The organism is Rhodopseudomonas telluris (assembly GCF_042432815.1).
GTDB classification, from domain to species: domain Bacteria; phylum Pseudomonadota; class Alphaproteobacteria; order Rhizobiales; family Xanthobacteraceae; genus Rhodopseudomonas; species Rhodopseudomonas telluris.
Genome location: NZ_JBHLWM010000006.1, coordinates 1 through 19,504 on the forward strand (window position 1 = coordinate 1; position 19,504 = coordinate 19,504).

Here is a 19,504-nt window from a genome sequence, read left to right on the forward strand (position 1 = left end):
CGTCGACGGATGAATCCCGAACCGACGACACAGCTCCCGCCGGTTCGCCCCATCTTGAGCCACGAGCCGAACGAACTCCCGCCTCTGATCCATTACCGACACCTCACGCCAGGGCATGAACTTGGCCTCCAACCGCCAAATCCACCCACTATGATGTGTCGACTATGTCTCCGAACACCTGTCGGTCATGTCTCCGGGCTGAACATCGGGCCCGGCAATGACGCTCGGCTGCTTGGCCACGCCAATGAGTTGCTTGGGCAAGCCGCGCCCTACCCCCCGACCGTCATCGCCCGCGAAGGCGGGCGACCCAGTATTCCAGGGCGCTGGTTGAGCGGCAGAGCATCCCATCGCACACTCTGGGATACTGGATCCCCCGCATGCGCGGGGGATGACAGTTTATTGTGGGGCTGCGCGCCTCCCTACCCCGCCGTCATGCGCGGCTTGACCCGCGCATCCATCGCGCGCGCAGCGTGCTGCTAACAAGTTTCTTGCCAAGACGATGGATCGCCGGGTCGAGTGTTCAGCCCGGCGATGACGCTACAATGCGGAGCTGGCGCTCTCGCTTACTTCGCCGACCCGACCACCTGCTTGCAGGCGTCGGACAGGCTGGCGAAGTTGTCGGCGAGGCACTTCTTGATGCGACCGCCGCCGGGGGTCACGGTGCTGCAGAATTTCTGGTAGTCGGGCTTGCAGGCTTCGCGGGCGGCGCCGCGGGAAGCGTCGCGGTCCTGGGCGCTTGCCATCGACAGCGACACCGCGAGGGCGGCGATCACCAGCGCGGCGACCAGGGCGGCGCGCACCATCGCATCGTGGGTGTAGAACAGCACAGGCCGGCGTCGCACGGACTTCGACATCAGGGATCGCATCGGAGCTCCTTTGGGTCGGGCCGGCGTCTCGGGTCGAGATCGAGATCCGGCAGGCGGATGTAGGTGATACGCTGCAGCCGCCGCGATCCCTCGCCGCGCCGCGCCGGCTCAGCGAAACATTCCGCCGACGAGTTGCCGGCGTCCTTTCGTCGAGATCTGCTCCAGCGTTTCGATGAAGGTGTCGATCACCGCGTCGCCGATCTTGATGCGTTTCTCGCGGGCGTCCTTGATGGCCGCCTCGAGCGCCGGCTTGTCGAGCTCGGCCTGGCCGGTCAGTCGCAGCGTCTTCATCAGCGCCGCCACATAGGCCTCCTGCAACGGCTGCATCTCGGTCTGCCGCGCCTGGAAATTGCGACGCAGGATCTCGGCATCGTCGGGCGGCAGCCGCGTGGCGACGCGTTCGATCAGCCGGATCGGCGTGGCGGCATTTTTCGGCGCCCATTCGGGCTGCAGCCACTGCGCCCCCACATAGGCGCCGAGCGCGACGTTGAGACAGAGCGAGGCCAGCAGCAGCAGGCGGCCGCCGGTGAACGGGCCGAACCGGGACGTCATTGGTTTCCCCACAGGTTGATGACGGAGGCATCGAACACGGCTGCGACCACGGCGACCGCCTGATCGTCCTGGCGATAGGGCAGCGCGCCGGCGAGCCAGAGGCCGAGCAGCGCCGAACAGGCGAGACTGCCGGCCGGCAGCAGCGACACCGGCCGCAGCCATCGCCGATACCAGGGCGGACGTGCCTCGCTCGCCGCGATCGCCTGCAACACCGACAGCGCCGCGCGGCCGGCGCGCGCGGGCGTGACCTCGGGCGCTGCCGCAAGCAGCGCATCGAACGCCTGCTGTTGGCGCAGGATCGCTGCGCCGGCGTCCGTGCGCGCGAAAGTGCGCGCCGCCGGCCGCGCCGCTTCGGGCCAGCGCGCGATATCGCCGCCCCATGTCTCCGCCAGCTCCCTGAAGCGATCGGGCGTCATGGCAACCTCCTGGTCTGCTCGATGGTCTCGACTTCTGTCTTGAGCGCGATGCGGGCCCTCGCCAGCAGCGACTCGAACGCCTTGGCGCTGAGCCCCATCGCCCGCGCCGCGTCCTCGCCGGAGAGGCCTTCCATATGAAACAGCGCGATCGCGCCGCGCTGCCGGTCGGACAGCCGCGCCATCGCGGCGTCGAGCGCGCGGCGCTGCTGATCGGCGATCAGATGCTCGATCGGCGCCGGCTCGCTCGAAGCGATCTCGGCCGCCTCGTCGATCGGCGCATGCGCAGGCTTGCGGGCGCGGTCGAACGACAAATTGAGCACGATCCGGTACAGCCAGGTGGTGAACCGCGCGACCGCCGGATCGAACGACGCGGCCTTGTTCCAGACCCGCAGGAACGCCTCCTGGCCGATGTCGTCGGCCTCGGCGGCATCGCGGACGATGCGCTGCGCGACGCGGATCGCGCGCGGCATGTGCCGCGTCATCAGCACGCGAAACGCCTGCTGGCGCCGCGCGGCGACGGCGGCCATCAGCGCTTCGTCGCTGTCGTCCTCCATCGCCCCGATCCTCTGCCCGACCGCCGCATCGCCCAGCATGGTGGCGGCGCTCACCTCACACTGCGACCGGTTAGCACGGCCGCCAGGCGCCCGCGATCCAGCAGCGACGCGGCGCCGGCACCACCGGCCCGGCCACCACGACCGGCGGCGCCACATAGACCGGCGCAGGCGCCACCACATAGGGATACGGCCGGTAGTAAGGCCGATAATTGCGGCAGCCGGGATAGACCCCGACCCCGCGCCAGCCGCCGCGGACGCACGCCACGGTTTCGACCGGCGATGTCGCTGCAACGGCCGCTTGCGCGGCGGTCGCGGGCGCTATCAACGATGCGGCCTGGGCCGAAACCGGCGCGGCGGCTGCGAACAGGGCGGCGATCAGTATGTTGCGCATCATCGGGTCCTTCCTCGCTGGCGAACAGGCGGGCCGGCATGCCGGCCGATGTGAGGAATACGGACCCGCCGCCGCTTTCCCTCGCGGAGGCGATGCTTTTATTTCGACCCTCCGGGGGAGCGGCGCGCGCCTTGAACTAAAGTTTGCGCCTCCGGACGGCGCCAGTGGTAGTTAGTTGCCGAAAACGACCCCGGTAATTCTACGAGCGACAATCCGCCGCCCGGATGTTTACCAATAGCTATCGTTCTTCGTGGATAGTTCCCATCATGAAACCGTCGCTCGATTGACGCACGGGACCGCATCGCGGCTCGGGCTCACTCGCAAGTGACGCAAGACCCCAGTGTGGTGTGCCGCTTCCCTCCGACGCCTTTTTCTTCGGGCGGCGACCGAAGACGTGTGCGCGACCGACGGCAGGAGCCGGCACGCAGGATTGCTTCGGCAAACCGCTTGTCCGCCGGAAGGGGCCAGCATGCGGATCGCCGGGCCCGGCTGATCCGACACACGAGTCAAGCAGCGGGAACACGCAGAATGCCGTCCAAACTACGCATGACCATCAGCCGCCGGATCTATCTGCTGATCGGCCTCGGATTTCTCGGACTGCTGGCGACCAGCTGGCTGGCCTCGCACGAAATCGCTTCGGGCCTGAAACAGCAGAAGCAGATCGAGCTCAGTCATATCGCCGATCTCGCCATCGCGATCCTGCAGGACGAGCACGATGCCGCGCGGCGCGGCGAGATCAGCACCGAGGACGCGCAGAAGCGCGCCCAGGCTCGGATCGCCAAGCTGCGCTACGGCGGCAACGAGTACTTCTTCATCACCGACATGCAGAGCCGGATGCTGATGCACCCGATCGCCAAGCAGCTGATCGGGCAGGATCAGACCAACACCAAGGACACGAACGGCAAGCTGCTGTTCCGCGAGATGGTCGACACCGTGCGCCGTGACGGCAGCGGCTATGTCGAATACGTCTGGCCGAAGCCGGGCTCCGACCAGCAGTTTCCGAAGCTGAGCCGCGTTGCAGGCTTCGCGCCGTGGGGCTGGATCGTCGGCACCGGCGTGTATATCGACGACCTGCATGCGCAGACCTGGAGCGCCACCCAGCGGCTGCTGATCGCCGCCGCGATCGTGCTGGTGATCATCACGCTGGTCTCGGTGCTGGTGGCGCGCGGCATCACCCGGCCGATCGATGCGATCACGCAGGCGATGAAGCAGCTCGCGGCCGGGCGGCTGGAGGCCGACATCCCCGGCGTCGGACGCGCCGACGAGATCGGCGAGATGGCCGGCGCCGTCGAAGTGTTCAAGCTCAACGCGATCGAACGTCAGCGGCTGCAGGCCGGCCAGGAGGAAGCCGAAGCCCGCGCCGCGGCGCAGCGCAAGGCCGACACGCAGCGGCTCGCCGGCGAGTTCGAACGCGCGATCGGCGAGATCGTCGAGACGGTGTCGTCGGCCTCGCACGAGCTCGAAGCGTCCGCCACCATGCTGTCCTCGACGGCGGAGCGCTCGCAGCATCTCGCCACGATGGTGACCTCGGCGTCCGAGGAAGCCTCGACCAACGTGCAGTCGGTGGCGTCGGCGACCGAACAGATGAGTTCGTCGGTCAACGAGATCAGCCGGCAGGTGCAGGAATCGGCGCGGATCGCCCACGAGGCGGTCGAGCAGGCGCAGGCGACCAACAGCCGGGTCGAGGAACTGGCGCGGGCGGCGGCGCGGATCGGCGACGTGGTGGAGCTGATCAGCACCATCGCGGGCCAGACCAACCTGCTGGCGCTGAACGCCACGATCGAAGCCGCCCGTGCGGGCGAAGCCGGCCGCGGCTTCGCCGTGGTGGCCAGCGAGGTCAAGGCGCTGGCCGAGCAGACCGCCAAGGCGACCGGCGAGATCACCCAGCAGATCAACGGCATCCAGGCGGCGACCGATCAGTCGGTGGCGGCCATCAAGGAGATCGGCGGCACCATCGGACGGATGTCGGAAATCTCGTCGACGATCGCCTCGGCGGTCGAGGAGCAGGGCGCGGCCACGCAGGAGATTTCCCGCAACGTCTCGCAGGCGGCGCAGGGCACCCATCAGGTCTCGGCCAATATCACCGAGGTTCAGCGCGGCGCCACCGAGACCGGCTCGGCCTCCAGCCAGGTGCTCTCCGCGGCGAAATCGCTGTCGCAGAACAGTTCGCGGCTCAAGGTCGAAGTGTCGAAATTCCTCGACAGCGTCCGCGCCGCGTAGTCCCGCGAAGGCCCCGTCCGGCATCCTCGGGTACCGGACGGGCCGATTGGTAAAGGCACTATTAACCAAGACTGTTTACGTCTTGGTGAGGATCACGGCGCCCGGCATCCGGCCCGGCGCCTTCGACGACCGCCCGGCCAAGGCCGGGCGAGAGGCTGAGCGATGTCGAACTCCGGGAGTGCGCCGCGACTTGCCGACCGCCGGTCCCCGCTTGGGCCAGGGCTTCCCCTCGCCTCGCCGCTGCGCGAACTGTTCGCGCCGCTCGACCAGCTACTCGTCTGCGGCGGCGACGCGCGGCTCGCGCGCCATCCGGCCACCGGCCGCAATGCCTATGGCTGCAGCCCGTCGCCGACGCCCGACATCCCGAGCTTCTCGTCCTGCACCGCCACCACGATCTCGCAGCGCGGCTATGACGCGGCGGAATCGGCACGCACCGCGCTGATGGCCTCCGCCATCCTGCACGGCCTGGTCGATTGCTTCGACGCCCGGGTGGAGGCGATGCGCGACGAACTACGCGCGCTGCTCGGGCTCGGCGATTCAGGCACCGAGGTGGTATTCGCCGCCTCGGGCACCGACGCGCAATTGCAGGCGCTGGCGCTGAGCCGTGCGCTGCTCGGCGACGACCTCGTCACGGTGGTGGTCGGCGCCGACCAGAGCGGCTCCGGCACGGTGCACACCGCGCGCGGCTTTCACTTCGGCGAGCGCAGCACCAATGATTGCCGCGTCACCAAGGGCGCGCCGATCGAAGGCCTCGGCCCGGTGCGCGGCGTGGCGCTGCGGCTGCGCGGCGCCGACGGCCGGCTGCGCACGGCGGCGTCGATCGACACCGAGGTGCTGGAAACCGTGGAGTCGCTCGTGACGCGCGGCGCGCGGGTGATGCTGGAAGTGATGGACTGCTCCAAACTCGGCCTGCAGGCGCCGAGCGATGCCTGCGCCGACGAGATCGCGGCGCGCTGGCCCGGGCGGGTGCAGATCGTGGTCGATGCCTGCCAGATGCGGCTCGGCCGCCGCCGCATCGCGCGCAGCCTGGCGCGCGGCGACCTGGTGCTGATCACCGGCTCGAAATTCTACGCCGGCCCGCCGTTCAGCGGCGCGCTGCTGGTGCCGTCGCGGCTCGCCGCAGCGATCCAGACTGCCGGCCCGCTGGCGCCGGGGCTCGGTGACTATGCGACCCGGAGCGACTGGCCGAAACGCTGGCGCAGCCTGCGCGACGCCTTCGCGGCGGCGCCGAATTTCGGCCAGTGGCTGCGCTGGGAAGCGGCGCTGGAAGAGATCCGCGCCTATGACGCCGTGCCGGAAACCTTCCGCCGCGCCGCGCTGCGCCTGCTGGGCGACGGCATCGTCCGGCTGATCAACGCATCGCCGGCGTTGCGGCTGCTGCCGCCGCAGCCGCGCCCGGCCGAGGGCGACGAATTCGCCGCGCCGACGATCTTCGCCTTCACCTGCGAGCCGGACGGCACGCCGCTGTCGCTGGCGCAATGCCGCGCGATCTCCGCCGATCTTCGGAACGACGCCGACGCGCCCTGCCTGATCGGCCAGCCGGTCGGCTGGGGCGGCCGCGCCGACGACGAGGCCGCGGCGCTGCGGATCTGCATCAGCGCCCGCCATGTCGCGGACGCCTGGGCCGCACATCCCGGCCATGCTCACGAGGCGATCGCCCACATCCTCGACGACGCCGCCGCCGTGATCGCGCGGATCACGACGCGGCTCACGCCGCCTGCATCGACCGTACCCGCCAAGGACCATCATGCCCTCTGACTCGCAGCCCCTCGCCTCGCACCAGATCGCCGACCGGATCGGCTTCGCGCGCCTGACCAAGCGGGCGTTCGACGGCGAGAACCTGTTTCCGCTGTGGCAGGAGATGATGGACAAGGTCGACGCCGGCACCGCGACCGCCGGCGAACAGCTCGACCTCGCGCTGCTAACGCAACTGTTCGGCCACAAGCAGGCCGGGCTGTCGGTGCAGACCGAGACGCTGGCGCAGCATCAGCTGTTTCGCTCGCCCTGTGCCAGCGCGCAGCCGCGGATGAGGGTGCTGGCGCTCGCCGCCGATATCGACATGGGCGGCAACACGCCGATCGAATTCCTGCTGGAAACCTCCGGCATCGAACTGCTGACGCTGTATGTGGTCGACGGCGTGCCGCTGCCGGACCCGCTGCCGCCGCACGACGTCGCGATCGTGATCGCGTCGGACTCCGACGAATGCCGTAGCGCGCTGGCGGCGATCGAGGCGCGCGCCGAGACCTGGCCGGCGCCGCTGCTCAACGCGCCGAAGCTGATCCGCCATCTCGACCGCGACAAGCTGTATCGGCTGATCGGCGATGTCGACGGGCTCGACATTCCGGCCACCATCCCGGTGTCGCGCGACGCGCTCGTGGCGGTGGCGGAAGGCCGAGCGGCGCTGCAGGACGCCACCGACGGCGTCGCCTTCCCGGTGATCGTGCGGCCGCGCGGCTCGCATGCCGGCTTCGGGCTGGCCCGGATCGAAAGCTGCGCGACGCTCGCCGCGTATCTCGCCGAGCGCGACGAGCCCGAATATTTCGTCGCGCGATATGTCGACTACGCGAGCGACGACGGGCTGTTTCGCAAGTATCGGATCGTCGTCGTCGACGGCAAGCCCTATGCGTGCCACATGGCGATCGCCGACCGCTGGGACATCTGGTATCTCAACGCCGGCATGGCGCAGAGCGCCAGCAAGCGGCTGGAAGAAGCCGCATTCTTCCACACCTTCGATTTCGGCTTCGCGCGCCGGCATCGCACCGCGCTCGACGGCATGATCGAGCGGATCGGCCTCGATTACTTCACCATCGACTGCGCGCAGACGCCGCAAGGCGACCTGTTGGTGTTCGAGATCGACAACACCGCGGTGGTGCACAATATGGACAGCCCCGAGGTCTATCCCTACAAGCCGCCGCAGATGACCAAGATCTTCGGCGCCTTCGCGGCGATGCTGGAACGCCATGTCGCGGCGCGCCGGCAAAGCGTGGCTTAGGCGCAGGGCAAGTTTCCAACGCGTCTGTAGCGAGTGCTGATGTGAGTGCCGAACAAGGCGGGCCGGCCCGCGCCGTCCCGAATCCCCCGACCAGTCTCGATCCCGACGACTGGAGCGCGCTGCGCGCAGACGCGCATCGCATGCTCGACGACATGATCGACTCCATCGCGCGGGTGCGCGAGCGGCCGGTGTGGCAGCCCATCCCGGACGACGTGCGGGCGCGCTTCCGCCAGACGCTGCCGCGCGATGCGATGCCGCTCGCCGACGTCTATGCGGATTTCACCGATCACATCGCGCCCTATGCGACCGGCAACGTGCATCCCGGCTTCATGGGCTGGGTGCACGGCGGCGGCACCGCCGTCGGCATGCTGGCCGAGATGCTGGCGGCGGGGCTCAATGCCAATTGCGGCGGCCGCAATCACGTCGGCATCGAGGTCGAACGCCAGATCGTGCGCTGGATGCGCGAGCTGTTCGGCTTTCCGGACACCGCCAGCGGCGTGTTCGTCACCGGCTCGTCGATGGCGAATTTCATGGCGCTGCTGGTGGCGCGGAGCGCCGTGCTCGGCCCGCAGGTCCGCGAAGGCGGCCTCGCCGGCGAACCGCTCACGGCCTACGCCTCGGCGGCCGCGCATGGCTGCGTGGTGCAGGCCGCCGATCTTGCCGGGCTCGGCCGCGGCGCGATGCGGCGGATTCCGTTCGACGCCGCGCACCGCATCGACATCGCGGCGCTGCGCCGGCGCATCGCCGAGGACCGTGCTGCCGGCTTCCGGCCGTTCCTCGTCACCGGCTCGGCCGGCACCGTCGACACCGGCGCGATCGACGATCTCGCCGCGCTGGCGCAGCTCTGCCGCGACGAAGGCGTGTGGTTTCACATCGACGGCGCCTACGGCTCGCTCGGCATGCTGTCGCCGGAGATCGCGCCGAAGCTGGCAGGATTGAGCGAGGCCGACTCGATCGCGCTCGACTTCCACAAATGGGGCCAGGTGAATTACGACGCCGGCTTCCTGCTGGTGCGCGACGGCGAGCAGCATCGCGCGACCTTTGCGGCGCCGGCCGCCTATCTGCGCCGCGAGACCCGCGGCCTCGCCGGCGGCTCGCCCTGGCCGTGCGATTTCGGCCCCGATCTGTCGCGCGGCTTCCGGGCGTTGAAGACCTGGTTCACGCTCAAGACCTTCGGCACCGAGCGCATGGGTGCGATGATCGCCCATACCTGTGCGATCGCCCGGCACCTCGAAGCCCGCGTACAGCGCGAGCCGCAGCTCGAAATGCTGGCGCCGGTGACGCTCAACATCGTCTGCTTCCGCTATCGTGCACCGGACGGGATCGATGCCGACGCGCTGAACGCCGAGATCGTCGCCGATCTGCACGAGTCGGGGATCGCCGCGCCGTCCTCGACCACGATCGACGGCCAGCTCGCGATCCGCGCCGCCATCGTCAACCACCGGACGACGTATGAGGACGTCGACCGGATGGTCGATGCTGTTCTGCAGTTCGGCGTGGCGCGAACGAGCTGATCAGCTCGCCGCGGGCGCAGCGCAACCTCGCCCGCCTGCGGGAGAGGTCGACGCGCGAAGCGCGGCGGGTGAGGGCACTCCTCTCCGCGAGGCGCAGGTTCACTGCCGGGGGCGCCCTCACCCCAACCCTCTCCCGCAAGCGGGAGAGGGGGCTCGCTGCGATCCGCGGTGAGGGCGATTTGGACGGACGAACTGGAAAAGCTCGGCGCGAGCCGATTAGGACGCACTGCCCAGCGCCACGTGCCAAATCACCGCACCCGGCGGGCGGTCATACGGGTGACAAACACAAACGGCATCTGCGGGGCAGCCTCGCCCGGAGAACCCCATGGCCCGCAAGCCCGCCGCCAAGCCGACCAAACCAAAGAAGCCCGCCAGGAAACTGACCGCGACGCCGACGATGCGGCAGCGGATCGAGGCCGAGATGCTCGACGGCTTCGACGAAGAGCTCGAACTCGAGATCGACGACGACCGCCTCGACGCGCTGACCAACGAATTTGCCGAGCACTCGCCGGCCGACACCGTCGACCGCCGGATCTACTTCAAGGAACTGTTCCGGCTGCAGGGCGAGTTGGTGAAGCTGCAGAGCTGGGTGCAGCATCAGGGCCTCAAGGTCGTGGTGATCTTCGAGGGCCGCGACTCCGCCGGCAAGGGCGGCGTGATCAAGCGCATCACCCAGCGGCTCAATCCGCGCATCTGCCGGGTCGCGGCGCTGCCGGCGCCGAGCGTGCGCGAGCGGTCGCAATGGTACTTCCAGCGCTACGTGTCGCACCTGCCGGCCGCGGGCGAGATCGTGCTGTTCGACCGCTCCTGGTACAACCGCGCCGGCGTCGAGCGGGTGATGGGATTCTGCACCGAAGCCGAGGTCGAGGAGTTCTTCCGCTCGGTGCCGGAATTCGAACGGATGCTGGTGCGGTCCGGCATCGTGCTGATCAAATACTGGTTCTCGATCACCGACGACGAGCAGCAGCTCCGCTTCATGATGCGGATCAACGATCCGCTCAAGCAGTGGAAACTCAGCCCGATGGACGTGCAGTCGCGGGCGCGCTGGGAGAACTACACCAAGGCCAAGGAAGAGATGCTGGAGCGCACCCACATCGCCGAGGCGCCATGGCACGTGGTGCAGGCCGTCGACAAGAAAAAGGCGCGGCTGAACTGCATCGCGCATCTCTTGGACCAGGTGCCATACGAAGAGGTACCGACCGAACGCGTTGTGCTGCCGCCGCGCATCCACCACCCCGACTATCACCGCACGCCGATCCCGCCGGAGATGTACGTGCCGGAGCGGTACTGACCTCTCTTTTGTCATTCCGGGGCGCCGCGGAGCGGCGAGCCCGGAATCCCTACGCCGCAGCGATGCTGATGAGCACGGCGGGCGATGATCAAACGAGAGTCCGGGGGATATGGATTCCGGGCTCGCGCCAAGGGGCGCGCCCCGGAATGACGTGGGGTTAGGTGGAGATCCAGAACTCCGGCCGGGCCTGGTTGAGGCGGCCGCCGATGCGGACCGGGGCGATGCGGAGGGCGAGGCCCGTCGCATCGTCGGTTTCGACCGCGACGCCGCTCAGCGTCGCTTCGCCGTTCGCCGGCTCGAAGCGGCCCTGCGGGATGCCGGTGACAAAGCGGTGCAGCGGTTCGTCCTTCTGCATGCCGATCACGGAATCATAATCGCCGGTCATGCCGGCGTCGGTCATGTAGGCGGTGCCGCCGGCGAGGATCTGGTGATCAGCGGTCGGCACATGGGTGTGGGTGCCGACCACGAGGCTGACCTTGCCGTCGCAGAAGTAACCCATACCCTGCTTTTCGCTGGACGCCTCGCCGTGGAAATCCAGCACGATGGCGTCGGCGGCTTCGCGCAGCGGGCAGGCGTCGAGTTCGCGCGCCACCGCGGCGAACGGATCGTTGAGCGGCTCCATGAACACGCGGCCCATTGCGTTGATCACCAGCACGCGCGCGCCGCCGCGGGTCTCGACCAGCGCGGCGCCACGGCCGGGCGTATGGCGCGGGAAGTTCGCCGGCCGGATCAGGCGCGGGGCGCGCTCGATGAACACCAGCGCTTCCTTCTGATTCCACGCGTGGTTGCCGAGCGTCACCGCGTCGGCGCCGGCGTCGATGAAATCATTGTAGATCGCCTCGGTGATGCCGAAGCCGCCGGCGGCATTCTCGCCATTGATGATGGTGCAGTCGAGCCGCCAATCGCGGATCAGGCCGGGGAGATGTTCGGCGATCGCTACGCGGCCGGCCTTGCCGACCACATCGCCGATGAACAGAATGCGCAAACCTATCGACTCCGGAAATTGAGCGTCTCACGCTCGGTTAGCACATAATCCAGCGCCACGTCGTGGGCCGCAGCCGGCACCGCCGCGATTTGCTGCACCGCGAAGGCGAGACCGACGGTGATGACCCGGCGAACCGCGCGCAGGCTCTCCAACGTGCAATCATAGTAACCGGCGCCGTAGCCGATGCGATGGCCGAGCGCATCGAAGGCGGCGAGCGGCACCAGCAGGATGTCGGGGATCAGTTCGGGCGCCTCGCGGCGCGGCTCGTCGATGCCGAGCGGGCTGCGCACCATCGGGTCGCCGGGCTTCCAGGCATGGAAACGCAGTGGCCGCCCCTGCTGCTCGACCGCGGGCAGCGCCAGCCGGGTGCCCCGCGCCGCCAGCGCCTGCATCAGCGGCAGCGGATCGAGTTCGCCGCGGATCGGCGCATAGCCGGAGACGATCGCATTCTCCGGCAACCCGAACGGCAGGCCGCGCGCCGCAATCGCCGTCGCGGCGGCGCGACGCTCCGCATCGGACAGCGCCAAGCGGCGCGCCAAGGCGGCGGCGCGGAGATCATTCTTGCTGGGGGCGTCGGTGACCGCGGACATCCCCGCTTATAGGCGGAGGCGAGCGCCGCGAAAAGCTGAGGAGATCGGCAGGACAAGAAGGCAAGTGCGAAGCCACGATGACCGTTGAAGCGCTCGATCCCGGAGTTCCCTACGAAAGTAGGTGGGCACCATGTGACCGGGTCCACGGACCCGGCCAGGGACAGTTCCCTGAAGGATCGATAAGGCCCCGGGGATATATGGCTCCTGACGCGAAACGCAGCCTCGCCGTCGCAATGTAGCGATCATACCGCCGCTTCGCCAGTGCGCCGCGGCGATTTGCTTGCGAGCGCGCGAACCCCTGACACCCGGCGACGTTTTCGGCTATTGAGAGCAATCGTCGCACGATCGCCATCAAGGCGAGCGATCGGGAGAAGGACGACTCGAACGGAGCACCATGGCGGCCAAGCCCAGCACCACGATCGCACGGAGGGCCCGCACCCGGGCCGAGGCGGACTTTGCCACCTGGCTGATGATGGCCAAGCTCGGCAGCTTCGACACGCTGCCGGAGAACGCCCAGAAGGTGCTGAACGGCTATCGCGAGCGGCTGGATCGGATGAGCGAGATCGAGTCCAAGGCGATCGCGGTGCGCGAGACCTATCAGGCCTATTACAGCGACATGGGCGGCACCGGCGACGCGCCGGAGCCCGAGCCGCGAACGCTGCCGCCGAACGAGGCGCAGGTCGATAATGTGGTTCGCTTCCAGAAGCCCCCGAAGGCCAAGCCCGCGCCGGTTCGTCCGGCCGATCGTGGCGCCCGGGCGGCGCCGGCAAGCGGGCGCAAGCCGATACCAGCCCTGTTGATCTTCGCGGCGCTGGTGGCGATCGTCGTGGCGTGGAAATTCCTGACGCGCTGAGGCGACCAGCTACCGCCGCCCATGGCGGCGTTCTTCCATCTGCCGCACCAACTCGCGGTGGCGCGCCATCGTCACCACGCGTGGCCGACGCATCATCCCCCTGCACCCCCAGCGCACGAGCAGAACGACAGCCGCGAGCGCGGCGACGCACAGCGCCAAAAGCGCCGACACCGGGGCTGCAAGGTGGAACAAAGTGATGACTTCGGACATCTGCTGATACCTCGTCTTCGACGAGCCAAGGGCCAGCACGCGGCATCGTTCCAACAGACCATTCCGCCCGGCCCCGCAACACTGCGGAGGATCACCAGTGGACGACGATACCCGACGCGAGACGCCCGGCACCGACCGCGCAGCACCCAAGCCGTCCGCCAAGCCGAAGGCCCCGCTGGTCGATAGTCTGATCGACATCGTGATCGACGGCGCCGCCGCGATTACCAAGGCGGCGGCCAAGAAAGCCGTGCAGCGCCTCGCCGCCGGGCCGGCCAAAAGCACCGCGGCGAAAGCCGGACTGACCGGAGCGGCGAAGCGCACCGGCGCGGCAAAGACCGCGCCAGTCAAGGCGACCAAGGCCAAGGCGTCCGCAGCGAAAAAGGCGGCAAAACCTGCCAAGTCGGCAAAGCCGGCCAAAGCCAAAGCCGCCACGGGCGCTTCAAAGCCGGGCAAAGCAACACCGGCAAAAGCGAAGACGGCAAAGTCCAAGACGTCGAAGTCCAAGACTTCCAAGGCGAAGGCTTAGGCCGAAGCTACGGGCTCTTCAGGACGCGACACGCGTCCTCGGGTTAAGGACAGAACCTATCCCCGTCATTCCGGGACGCCGCGCAGCGGCGAACCCGGAATCCATACGCCGCAGCGCTACCGATAAGCACAGGGCGACGTCGCAACGCCGTGCTACACGCGAGAGTTCAGGGGATATGGATTCCGGGTTCGCGCTCCGCGCGCCCCGGAATGACGACCTTTTGCTGACACCACCACACGCACGACCTCATCCTGAGGAGCCCGGCGCAGCCGGGCGTCTCGAAAGATGGGCCGCGTGTGCGGGTGAATTATCAGCGCAGCTGTCGCTCGTGGTTCGAGGCGGCGCGACGCGCCCCCCTCACCATAACGAACGTTTATGAGGAGAGCGCCGCCATCCGGGCCGCGCTGCACGCCCCGAAAGGCCGAAGCGGCCTTACATCCCGCCTTCGATCGGCTTCTCGATGGCGCCGCCGGATTCGGCCCAGTCCTTGAAGGCGCCGAGGTTGTAGACCTGGCTATAGCCGAGATCCTGCAGCGCCTTGCCGGCCAGCGCCGAGCGGCCGCCGGAGGCGCAGTACACCATCACGGGCTTGGCGCGGTCGAGCCGCTTGTCGTGGATCGGGGACTCCGGGTCGGCACGGAATTCCAGCATGCCACGGGAGATGTGCAGCGCGCCTGCGATCTTGCCGGCGGTCTCGACCTCGGGCGCGTCGCGCACGTCGATCACCACGGCGCCCTGCGCCATCAGCTCGCGCGCCTGCGCGGCGCTGACCCGCGGCACCGCGGCATTGGCGGCTTCGATCATCTGCTTGACGCTGGTGCTCATGCGACTCGTCCTCGTACCGTTTCGTCGAACCGCCGGAGCGACGGTTCGGATAAATTCGATTGTATGAATATATCTACAGCCATCGGCCGTGGACGCCAAGCGCGCCGGGCGTGATTCACAGCGTGCCGCCGGCGCTGACCGGGAGGATGCGCCAGACGATGCCGCGGGCGGGAAGCTCCTCGGCGAGCGCGTCGAGCAGGCCCCTCGCCTCCGTGTCGGGCAGCGCGACGACGATCTCGACCACCAGGGTGTGGCCGCGGACCTGCTCGACCACGCTGTCGAAATCGATGTTGTGGCCGTAGCCTTCGACCTCGCGGGCGATGAAGCCGGACTCCGCGGTCGGCGGATGCGCCAGCATCGCGGCGACGAGTTCCTCCTTCAGCGCGGTCGGCGCGATCAAGGTCAGCACCACGGCGCTCATCGTCTCGCCTCCTTCTCGATGCCGAAGCGGCGATACAGCACGGGAAGAATGACCAGCGTCAGCAGCGTCGAACTGACGAGGCCGCCGATCACCACCACGGCGAGCGGCCGCTGCACGTCGGCGCCGGGACCGCTGGCGAACAGCAGCGGCACGAGGCCGAACGCCGTGATGCTGGCGGTGAGCAGGATCGGCCGCAGCCGGCGCTGGGCGCCGAGCATCACGATCTCGTCCGGCGGCAGGCCCTGATTGCGCAGCGTGTTGAAGTAGCTCACCAGCACCAGGCCGTTCAGCACCGCGATGCCGAGCAGCGCGATGAAGCCGACCGAGGCCGGCACCGACAGATACTCGCCGGAGATCAGCAGGCTGAATACGCCGCCGACCAGCGCGAACGGGATATTGACGAACACCAGCAGCGATTGCCGCAGCGACACGAAGGTGGTGAACAGCAGCAGGAACACCAGCGCCAGCGCGATCGGCACCACAATGCCGAGCCGCGCCGCGGCGCGCTGCTGGTTCTCGAACTGACCGCCCCAGACGATCGAGTAGCCCTCGGGCAGCTTGACGTGCGCCGCGACGGCCGCCTTGGCCTCGTCGACGAAGCCGACCAGATCGCGACCGGTGACGTTGCTCATCACCAGCGCCAGCCGCTTGCCGTTCTCGCGATCGATCTTCACCGGGCCGTCGATCCGCTCCAGCCTGGCCACATTGGTGAGCGGCACCGACTGGCCGCCGGCCAGCACCAGGCTGACGCCGGACAGCCGCGCCGGTGACTCGCGCAGCGCCTCGCTGCCGCGGATGGTGATCGGCGTGCGCCGCCCCTCCTCGACCACGATGCCGACGCCCTCGCCCTCGATCTGCGCCCGCAGCGCCTCGGTGAGCTGATCGACGTCGAGCCCGAGCCGGCCGGCCTGCAGCCGGTCGATCTTGACGCTGTAGTACTCGAAGCCCTTGTTCAACGTGGTGCGGACGTCCTCGGCGCCCTTCAGCGTCTTCAGCGTCGCGGTGATCTGCTCGGCGAGGCTGTTGAGCGTCGCGATATCCGTGCCGAAGATCTTCGCCACCACGTCGCCGCGGGCGCCGATGATCATTTCCTGCACCCGCATCTCGATCGGCTGGGTGAAGCTGAAGCCGATGCCGGGGAATTCGGCCAGCGCCTTGCGGATCTCGCCGAGCAGCCACTCCTTGTCGTGCGGCCGGCGCCACTCCGCCTCGGGCTTCAGGATCACGTAAGTATCGGTCTGGTTCAGCCCCATCGGATCCAGGCCGATCTCGTCAGAGCCGACGCGGGCCACGATGCTGGTGACTTCCGGCACGGTGCCGATCACCGCGCGCTGGATCCTGAGGTCGAGATCGACGCTCTGTTCGAGACTGATCGAGGGCAGCTTCTCGACGCTGACGATCGGCGTGCCCTCTTCCATCGTCGGCATGAAGATCTTGCCGAGCTGGCCATAGGCGAACACGGTGGCGATCAGCGCGACGACCGCGACCGCCAGCACCGTCTTCTCGCGGCGCAGCGCGAAGCGCAGCACCGGCGTGTAGCCGGCGCTGATCTTGCGTACCAGCCAGGTGTCGCCATGGCCGGAGGTCTTCAGCAGCAGCGAGGCCAGCACCGGGATCACCGTCAGCGCCAGCAGCAGCGACGAGCCGAGCGCGAACACGATCGTCATCGCCACCGGGATGAACAGCTTGCCTTCCAGCCCCTGCAGCGTCAGCAGCGGCAGGAACACGATGACGATGATGACGATGCCGGACGTCACCGGCACCACGACCTCGCGCAGCGCCTGATAGATCCTGTGCAGCAGCGGCACATGCGCAGCGTGGCGGTCGTGCGTCAGATGCGAGACGATGTTCTCGACCACCACCACGGCGGCGTCGATCAGCATGCCGATCGCCACCGCGAGGCCGCCGAGACTCATCAGATTGGCCGACATGCCGGCCAAGCGCATCAGTTCGAAGGTGGCGAGCGCCGACAGCGGCAGCGTCAGTGCCACCACCAGCGCGGCGCGCCAATCGCCGAGAAATAGGATCAGCAGCACGATCACCAGCACCACGGCTTCGATCAGCGACTTCGACACGGTGTGGATGGCGCGGCCGACGAGATCGCCGCGGTCGTAGAACACGTTGAGCACGACGCCCTTGGGCAGCGTCGGCTGCAGCTCGGCGAACTTCGCGCGCACCGCCTCGACGACATCGCGGGCGTTGGCGCCGCGCAGGCCGAGCACCAAGCCCTGCACCGCCTCGCTTTGCCCGTCGCGCGTCACTGCGCCGGCGCGGGTGATACTTCCGATGCGGACTTCGGCAACGTCGCGCACCCGCACCATGCCGCCGTCGCGGGAGGCGAGCACGATGTTGCGCAAATCGTCCAGGGTGCGCACTTGGCCGTCGACGCGCACCAGCAGCACCTCTTCGCCGGCCGACAAGCGCCCGGCGCCGCCGTTGCGGTTGTTGGCCTTGACGGCCTTCTGCAGCGTGTCGATCGAGATGCCGCGCGCCGCCATGGCGAGGTTGTCGGGAATGATCTCGAAGCTCCGGACATAGCCGCCGAGCGAGTTGACGTCGGCGACGCCGGGCAGCGTGCGCAGCGCCGGGCGGATGGTCCAGTCGAGCAGCGTGCGGCGTTCGGCGAGCGTGAGGTCGCCGCCCTCGATGGTGAACATGAACATTTCGCCGAGCGGCGTGGTGATCGGCGCGAGGCCGCCGGTCAGGCCGTCCGGCATGTCCTTCATCGCCGAGGCGAGGCGTTCGGCGACCTGGTTGCGCGCCCAATAGATGTCGACGCCGTCGGCGAAATCGATGGTGACGTCGGCGAGGCCGTATTTGGTGGTCGAGCGCAGGATGGTCTTGTTGGGGATGCCGAGCATTTCGAGCTCGAGCGGCATCGTCACCCGGGTCTCGACCTCTTCGGGGGTCATGCCCGGCGCCTTCATGATGATCTTGACCTGCACCGGCGAGACGTCCGGGAAGGCGTCGATCGGCAGGCCGCGCACCGCGACGATGCCGGCGCCGATCAGCAGCAGCGTGGCGAGCACCACCAGCAGGCGATGCGCGAGCGAGAACTCGACCAGACGTGCGAGCATTTACTCGACCCCGCCGAGCCCCTGCCAGGCGCCCTTGAGTGCCGCGAGGCCGCGTACCGCGATGCGCTCGTCGCCGCGGAAGCTGCCGCTCACCACCGCGAAGGCCGGCAGCTCCTCGCGTACTTTCACCGGCCTGGCGACGAAGCCGGACTCGGTCTGCACGAACACATAGGCTTCGGGCCCGCGCCGGACCATCGCGCCGCTGCGCACCCGCCATTCGGCCTTGCCGCTGGTCGCCGAAGTGATCTGCGCCTCGATCATCTGGCCGGGACGCAGATCGGTGTCCGGATCGTCGAACTGCGCGCGCACGATCACGGTCTGCGACGTCGGCTCGACGCTCGAGCCGACCGACACCACGCGGCCGACGCAGTCGTGGCCCTTCAGGGTGACGCGGGCGCCGACCGCAAAGTCTTCGGCGCGCAGTGCCGGCACCTGCACTTCGGCCCACAGCGGCGAGAGCTGCGCCAGCTTGAACACTAGCGCCAGCGCCTCGACGGTCTGGCCCGGCGTGGTCGGGCTTTCCAGCACCACGCCGTCGATCGGCGCGATCAGGATCAGCTTCGGGTCGAGCTTCTGCGTGGTGATCAGCCTGTCGATCGCCGCCTCGGTCATGCCGACATGCTGCAGCGCGGCGCGGCGCTCGGCGGCGGTGGCGCGGGCCTGATCGTATTCGCTCTGGGTGACGATCACCTGCTTCTTGGGCACCGCGCCGTACGGCGCGAGCTGCTCCTCGCGGTCGAGATTGGTCTTGAGCAAGCGCTCCTTGTTGGCCGCGACCAGAAATTCGCCCTGGGCGCTCGCCAGCGCCGGGCTCTGGATCTCGGCGAGGACGTCACCGGCCTTGACCATGTCGTCGGTGCGTACCAGCAGGCGCTCGATGCGGCCGCCAAGCTGGGCGTTCATCAGCCGCGTGCGATCCGGCGGCACGGTGATCTTGCCCGGGAAACTCAGCCCCGCCGGCGCCGGCTGCTGCTCCAGCGGCGAGGTCTCGATGCCGACCCGCTCGGCCTGCACGGCCGAGATCGCCAGTTCGTCGCCGGCGCGCGCGGCGTCGGCGGCGAGCAGCGCGGCCAGACAGACGATGGAGACGGTGAAATTGCGGAGCATGGTGGCTCTTCGATGTCGCGGACCGGCCGGCCAAAGGCCGACAGCGCGCCGGCCCCCCGCAGCCGCCGCTACCGCAATGTCCCTAGGCCGGACCGGCTGACAGAATGCTGACAC

General features: G+C 68.5%; 20 protein-coding genes and 1 other RNA gene. 7 read left to right on the plus strand and 14 right to left on the minus strand.

The genetic code is table 11. The features are described 5' to 3' along the window. From ACFFJ6_RS16575 to ACFFJ6_RS16600, 6 genes are all read right to left on the minus strand, one after another. The coding region (locus ACFFJ6_RS16575) for a helix-turn-helix domain-containing protein (RefSeq protein WP_378390016.1) at window positions 1-117 on the minus strand (117 nt) is incomplete at its 3' end. A gap of 446 nt (window positions 118-563) precedes the next feature. Further along, a complete protein-coding gene (locus tag ACFFJ6_RS16580) occupies window positions 564-866 on the minus strand; it encodes a cysteine rich repeat-containing protein (protein ID WP_378389751.1) in 303 nt (100 codons plus the stop codon). A gap of 108 nt (window positions 867-974) precedes the next feature. Further along, window positions 975-1,418, minus strand: a complete 444-nt coding sequence (locus ACFFJ6_RS16585) for a periplasmic heavy metal sensor (RefSeq protein WP_378389753.1) — start codon at window positions 1,416-1,418, stop codon at window positions 975-977. Then, window positions 1,415-1,834, minus strand: coding sequence for a hypothetical protein (locus ACFFJ6_RS16590; protein WP_378389755.1), 420 nt, complete (start codon window positions 1,832-1,834; stop codon window positions 1,415-1,417). The genes ACFFJ6_RS16585 and ACFFJ6_RS16590 overlap by 4 nt, the downstream gene beginning before the upstream one ends. After that, window positions 1,831-2,442 (minus strand): RNA polymerase sigma factor, encoded by a 612-nt coding sequence (locus tag ACFFJ6_RS16595; protein WP_378389757.1) that lies wholly within the window; start codon window positions 2,440-2,442, stop codon window positions 1,831-1,833. The genes ACFFJ6_RS16590 and ACFFJ6_RS16595 overlap by 4 nt, the downstream gene beginning before the upstream one ends. A 16-nt stretch (window positions 2,443-2,458) precedes the next feature. After that, window positions 2,459-2,782: a hypothetical protein gene (locus tag ACFFJ6_RS16600; protein WP_378389759.1), complete on the minus strand. Its 324-nt coding sequence runs from the start codon at window positions 2,780-2,782 to the stop codon at window positions 2,459-2,461. 525 nt (window positions 2,783-3,307) lie between these two features. Between ACFFJ6_RS16600 and ACFFJ6_RS16605 the strand changes: the two genes are divergently transcribed. The 5 genes from ACFFJ6_RS16605 to ppk2 all read left to right on the plus strand — a co-directional run bounded on the left by ACFFJ6_RS16605 (window position 3,308) and on the right by ppk2 (window position 10,796). Further along, window positions 3,308-4,999 carry a methyl-accepting chemotaxis protein gene (locus ACFFJ6_RS16605; protein WP_378389761.1) on the plus strand — a complete coding sequence of 564 codons (1,692 nt, stop codon included), beginning with the start codon at window positions 3,308-3,310 and terminating at the stop codon, window positions 4,997-4,999. A 162-nt stretch (window positions 5,000-5,161) separates the two neighbouring features. Continuing rightward, a complete protein-coding gene (locus ACFFJ6_RS16610; protein ID WP_378389763.1) occupies window positions 5,162-6,757 on the plus strand; it encodes a hypothetical protein in 1,596 nt (531 codons plus the stop codon). Then, on the plus strand, window positions 6,747-7,991 hold the full coding sequence (locus ACFFJ6_RS16615; RefSeq protein ID WP_378389765.1) for an ATP-grasp domain-containing protein: 1,245 nt from the start codon (window positions 6,747-6,749) through the stop codon (window positions 7,989-7,991). The genes ACFFJ6_RS16610 and ACFFJ6_RS16615 overlap by 11 nt, the downstream gene beginning before the upstream one ends. Before the next feature lie 41 nt (window positions 7,992-8,032). Then, entirely contained in the window at window positions 8,033-9,505 is a 1,473-nt protein-coding gene (locus tag ACFFJ6_RS16620; protein WP_378389767.1) for a pyridoxal phosphate-dependent decarboxylase family protein, read from the plus strand. A 397-nt stretch (window positions 9,506-9,902) separates the two neighbouring features. Continuing rightward, window positions 9,903-10,796, plus strand: a complete 894-nt coding sequence (ppk2, locus tag ACFFJ6_RS16625) for a polyphosphate kinase 2 (protein ID WP_378390018.1) — start codon at window positions 9,903-9,905, stop codon at window positions 10,794-10,796. 157 nt (window positions 10,797-10,953) lie between these two features. Here ppk2 and ACFFJ6_RS16630 read toward each other — a convergent pair whose 3' ends face one another. From ACFFJ6_RS16630 to ssrS, 3 genes are all read right to left on the minus strand, one after another. Beyond that, complete coding sequence (locus tag ACFFJ6_RS16630) at window positions 10,954-11,781, minus strand: TIGR00282 family metallophosphoesterase (RefSeq protein ID WP_378389769.1); 828 nt, start codon at window positions 11,779-11,781, stop codon at window positions 10,954-10,956. Window positions 11,782-11,783: 2 nt separating this feature from the next. Further along, window positions 11,784-12,371 (minus strand): 5-formyltetrahydrofolate cyclo-ligase, encoded by a 588-nt coding sequence (locus tag ACFFJ6_RS16635; RefSeq protein WP_378389771.1) that lies wholly within the window; start codon window positions 12,369-12,371, stop codon window positions 11,784-11,786. Window positions 12,372-12,436: 65 nt separating this feature from the next. Continuing rightward, window positions 12,437-12,597, minus strand: a non-coding RNA gene (gene ssrS / locus ACFFJ6_RS16640) — 6S RNA. 168 nt (window positions 12,598-12,765) lie between these two features. Here ssrS and ACFFJ6_RS16645 point away from each other — a divergent pair. Further along, window positions 12,766-13,224 carry a hypothetical protein gene (locus ACFFJ6_RS16645; protein ID WP_378389773.1) on the plus strand — a complete coding sequence of 153 codons (459 nt, stop codon included), beginning with the start codon at window positions 12,766-12,768 and terminating at the stop codon, window positions 13,222-13,224. 9 nt (window positions 13,225-13,233) lie between these two features. Here the strand turns inward: ACFFJ6_RS16645 and ACFFJ6_RS16650 are convergent, their stop codons facing one another. After that, window positions 13,234-13,434 (minus strand): hypothetical protein, encoded by a 201-nt coding sequence (locus tag ACFFJ6_RS16650; RefSeq protein ID WP_378389775.1) that lies wholly within the window; start codon window positions 13,432-13,434, stop codon window positions 13,234-13,236. Window positions 13,435-13,531: 97 nt separating this feature from the next. On the opposite strand from ACFFJ6_RS16650, the gene ACFFJ6_RS16655 reads away from it, so the two are divergent. Further along, window positions 13,532-13,960 carry a recombinase RecQ gene (locus ACFFJ6_RS16655; RefSeq protein WP_378389777.1) on the plus strand — a complete coding sequence of 143 codons (429 nt, stop codon included), beginning with the start codon at window positions 13,532-13,534 and terminating at the stop codon, window positions 13,958-13,960. A gap of 432 nt (window positions 13,961-14,392) precedes the next feature. On the opposite strand, the gene ACFFJ6_RS16660 is transcribed toward ACFFJ6_RS16655, so the two are convergent. From ACFFJ6_RS16660 to ACFFJ6_RS16675, 4 genes are all read right to left on the minus strand, one after another. Continuing rightward, window positions 14,393-14,785 (minus strand): rhodanese-like domain-containing protein, encoded by a 393-nt coding sequence (locus tag ACFFJ6_RS16660; protein WP_378389779.1) that lies wholly within the window; start codon window positions 14,783-14,785, stop codon window positions 14,393-14,395. 115 nt (window positions 14,786-14,900) lie between these two features. Next, complete coding sequence (locus ACFFJ6_RS16665; RefSeq protein WP_378389781.1) at window positions 14,901-15,206, minus strand: DUF3240 family protein; 306 nt, start codon at window positions 15,204-15,206, stop codon at window positions 14,901-14,903. Continuing rightward, on the minus strand, window positions 15,203-18,283 hold the full coding sequence (locus tag ACFFJ6_RS16670) for an efflux RND transporter permease subunit (RefSeq protein ID WP_378389783.1): 3,081 nt from the start codon (window positions 18,281-18,283) through the stop codon (window positions 15,203-15,205). Before ACFFJ6_RS16670 ends, ACFFJ6_RS16665 begins: the two co-directional genes overlap by 4 nt. Beyond that, on the minus strand, window positions 18,284-19,390 hold the full coding sequence (locus tag ACFFJ6_RS16675) for an efflux RND transporter periplasmic adaptor subunit (protein WP_378389785.1): 1,107 nt from the start codon (window positions 19,388-19,390) through the stop codon (window positions 18,284-18,286). Window positions 19,391-19,504 lie beyond the last annotated feature (114 nt).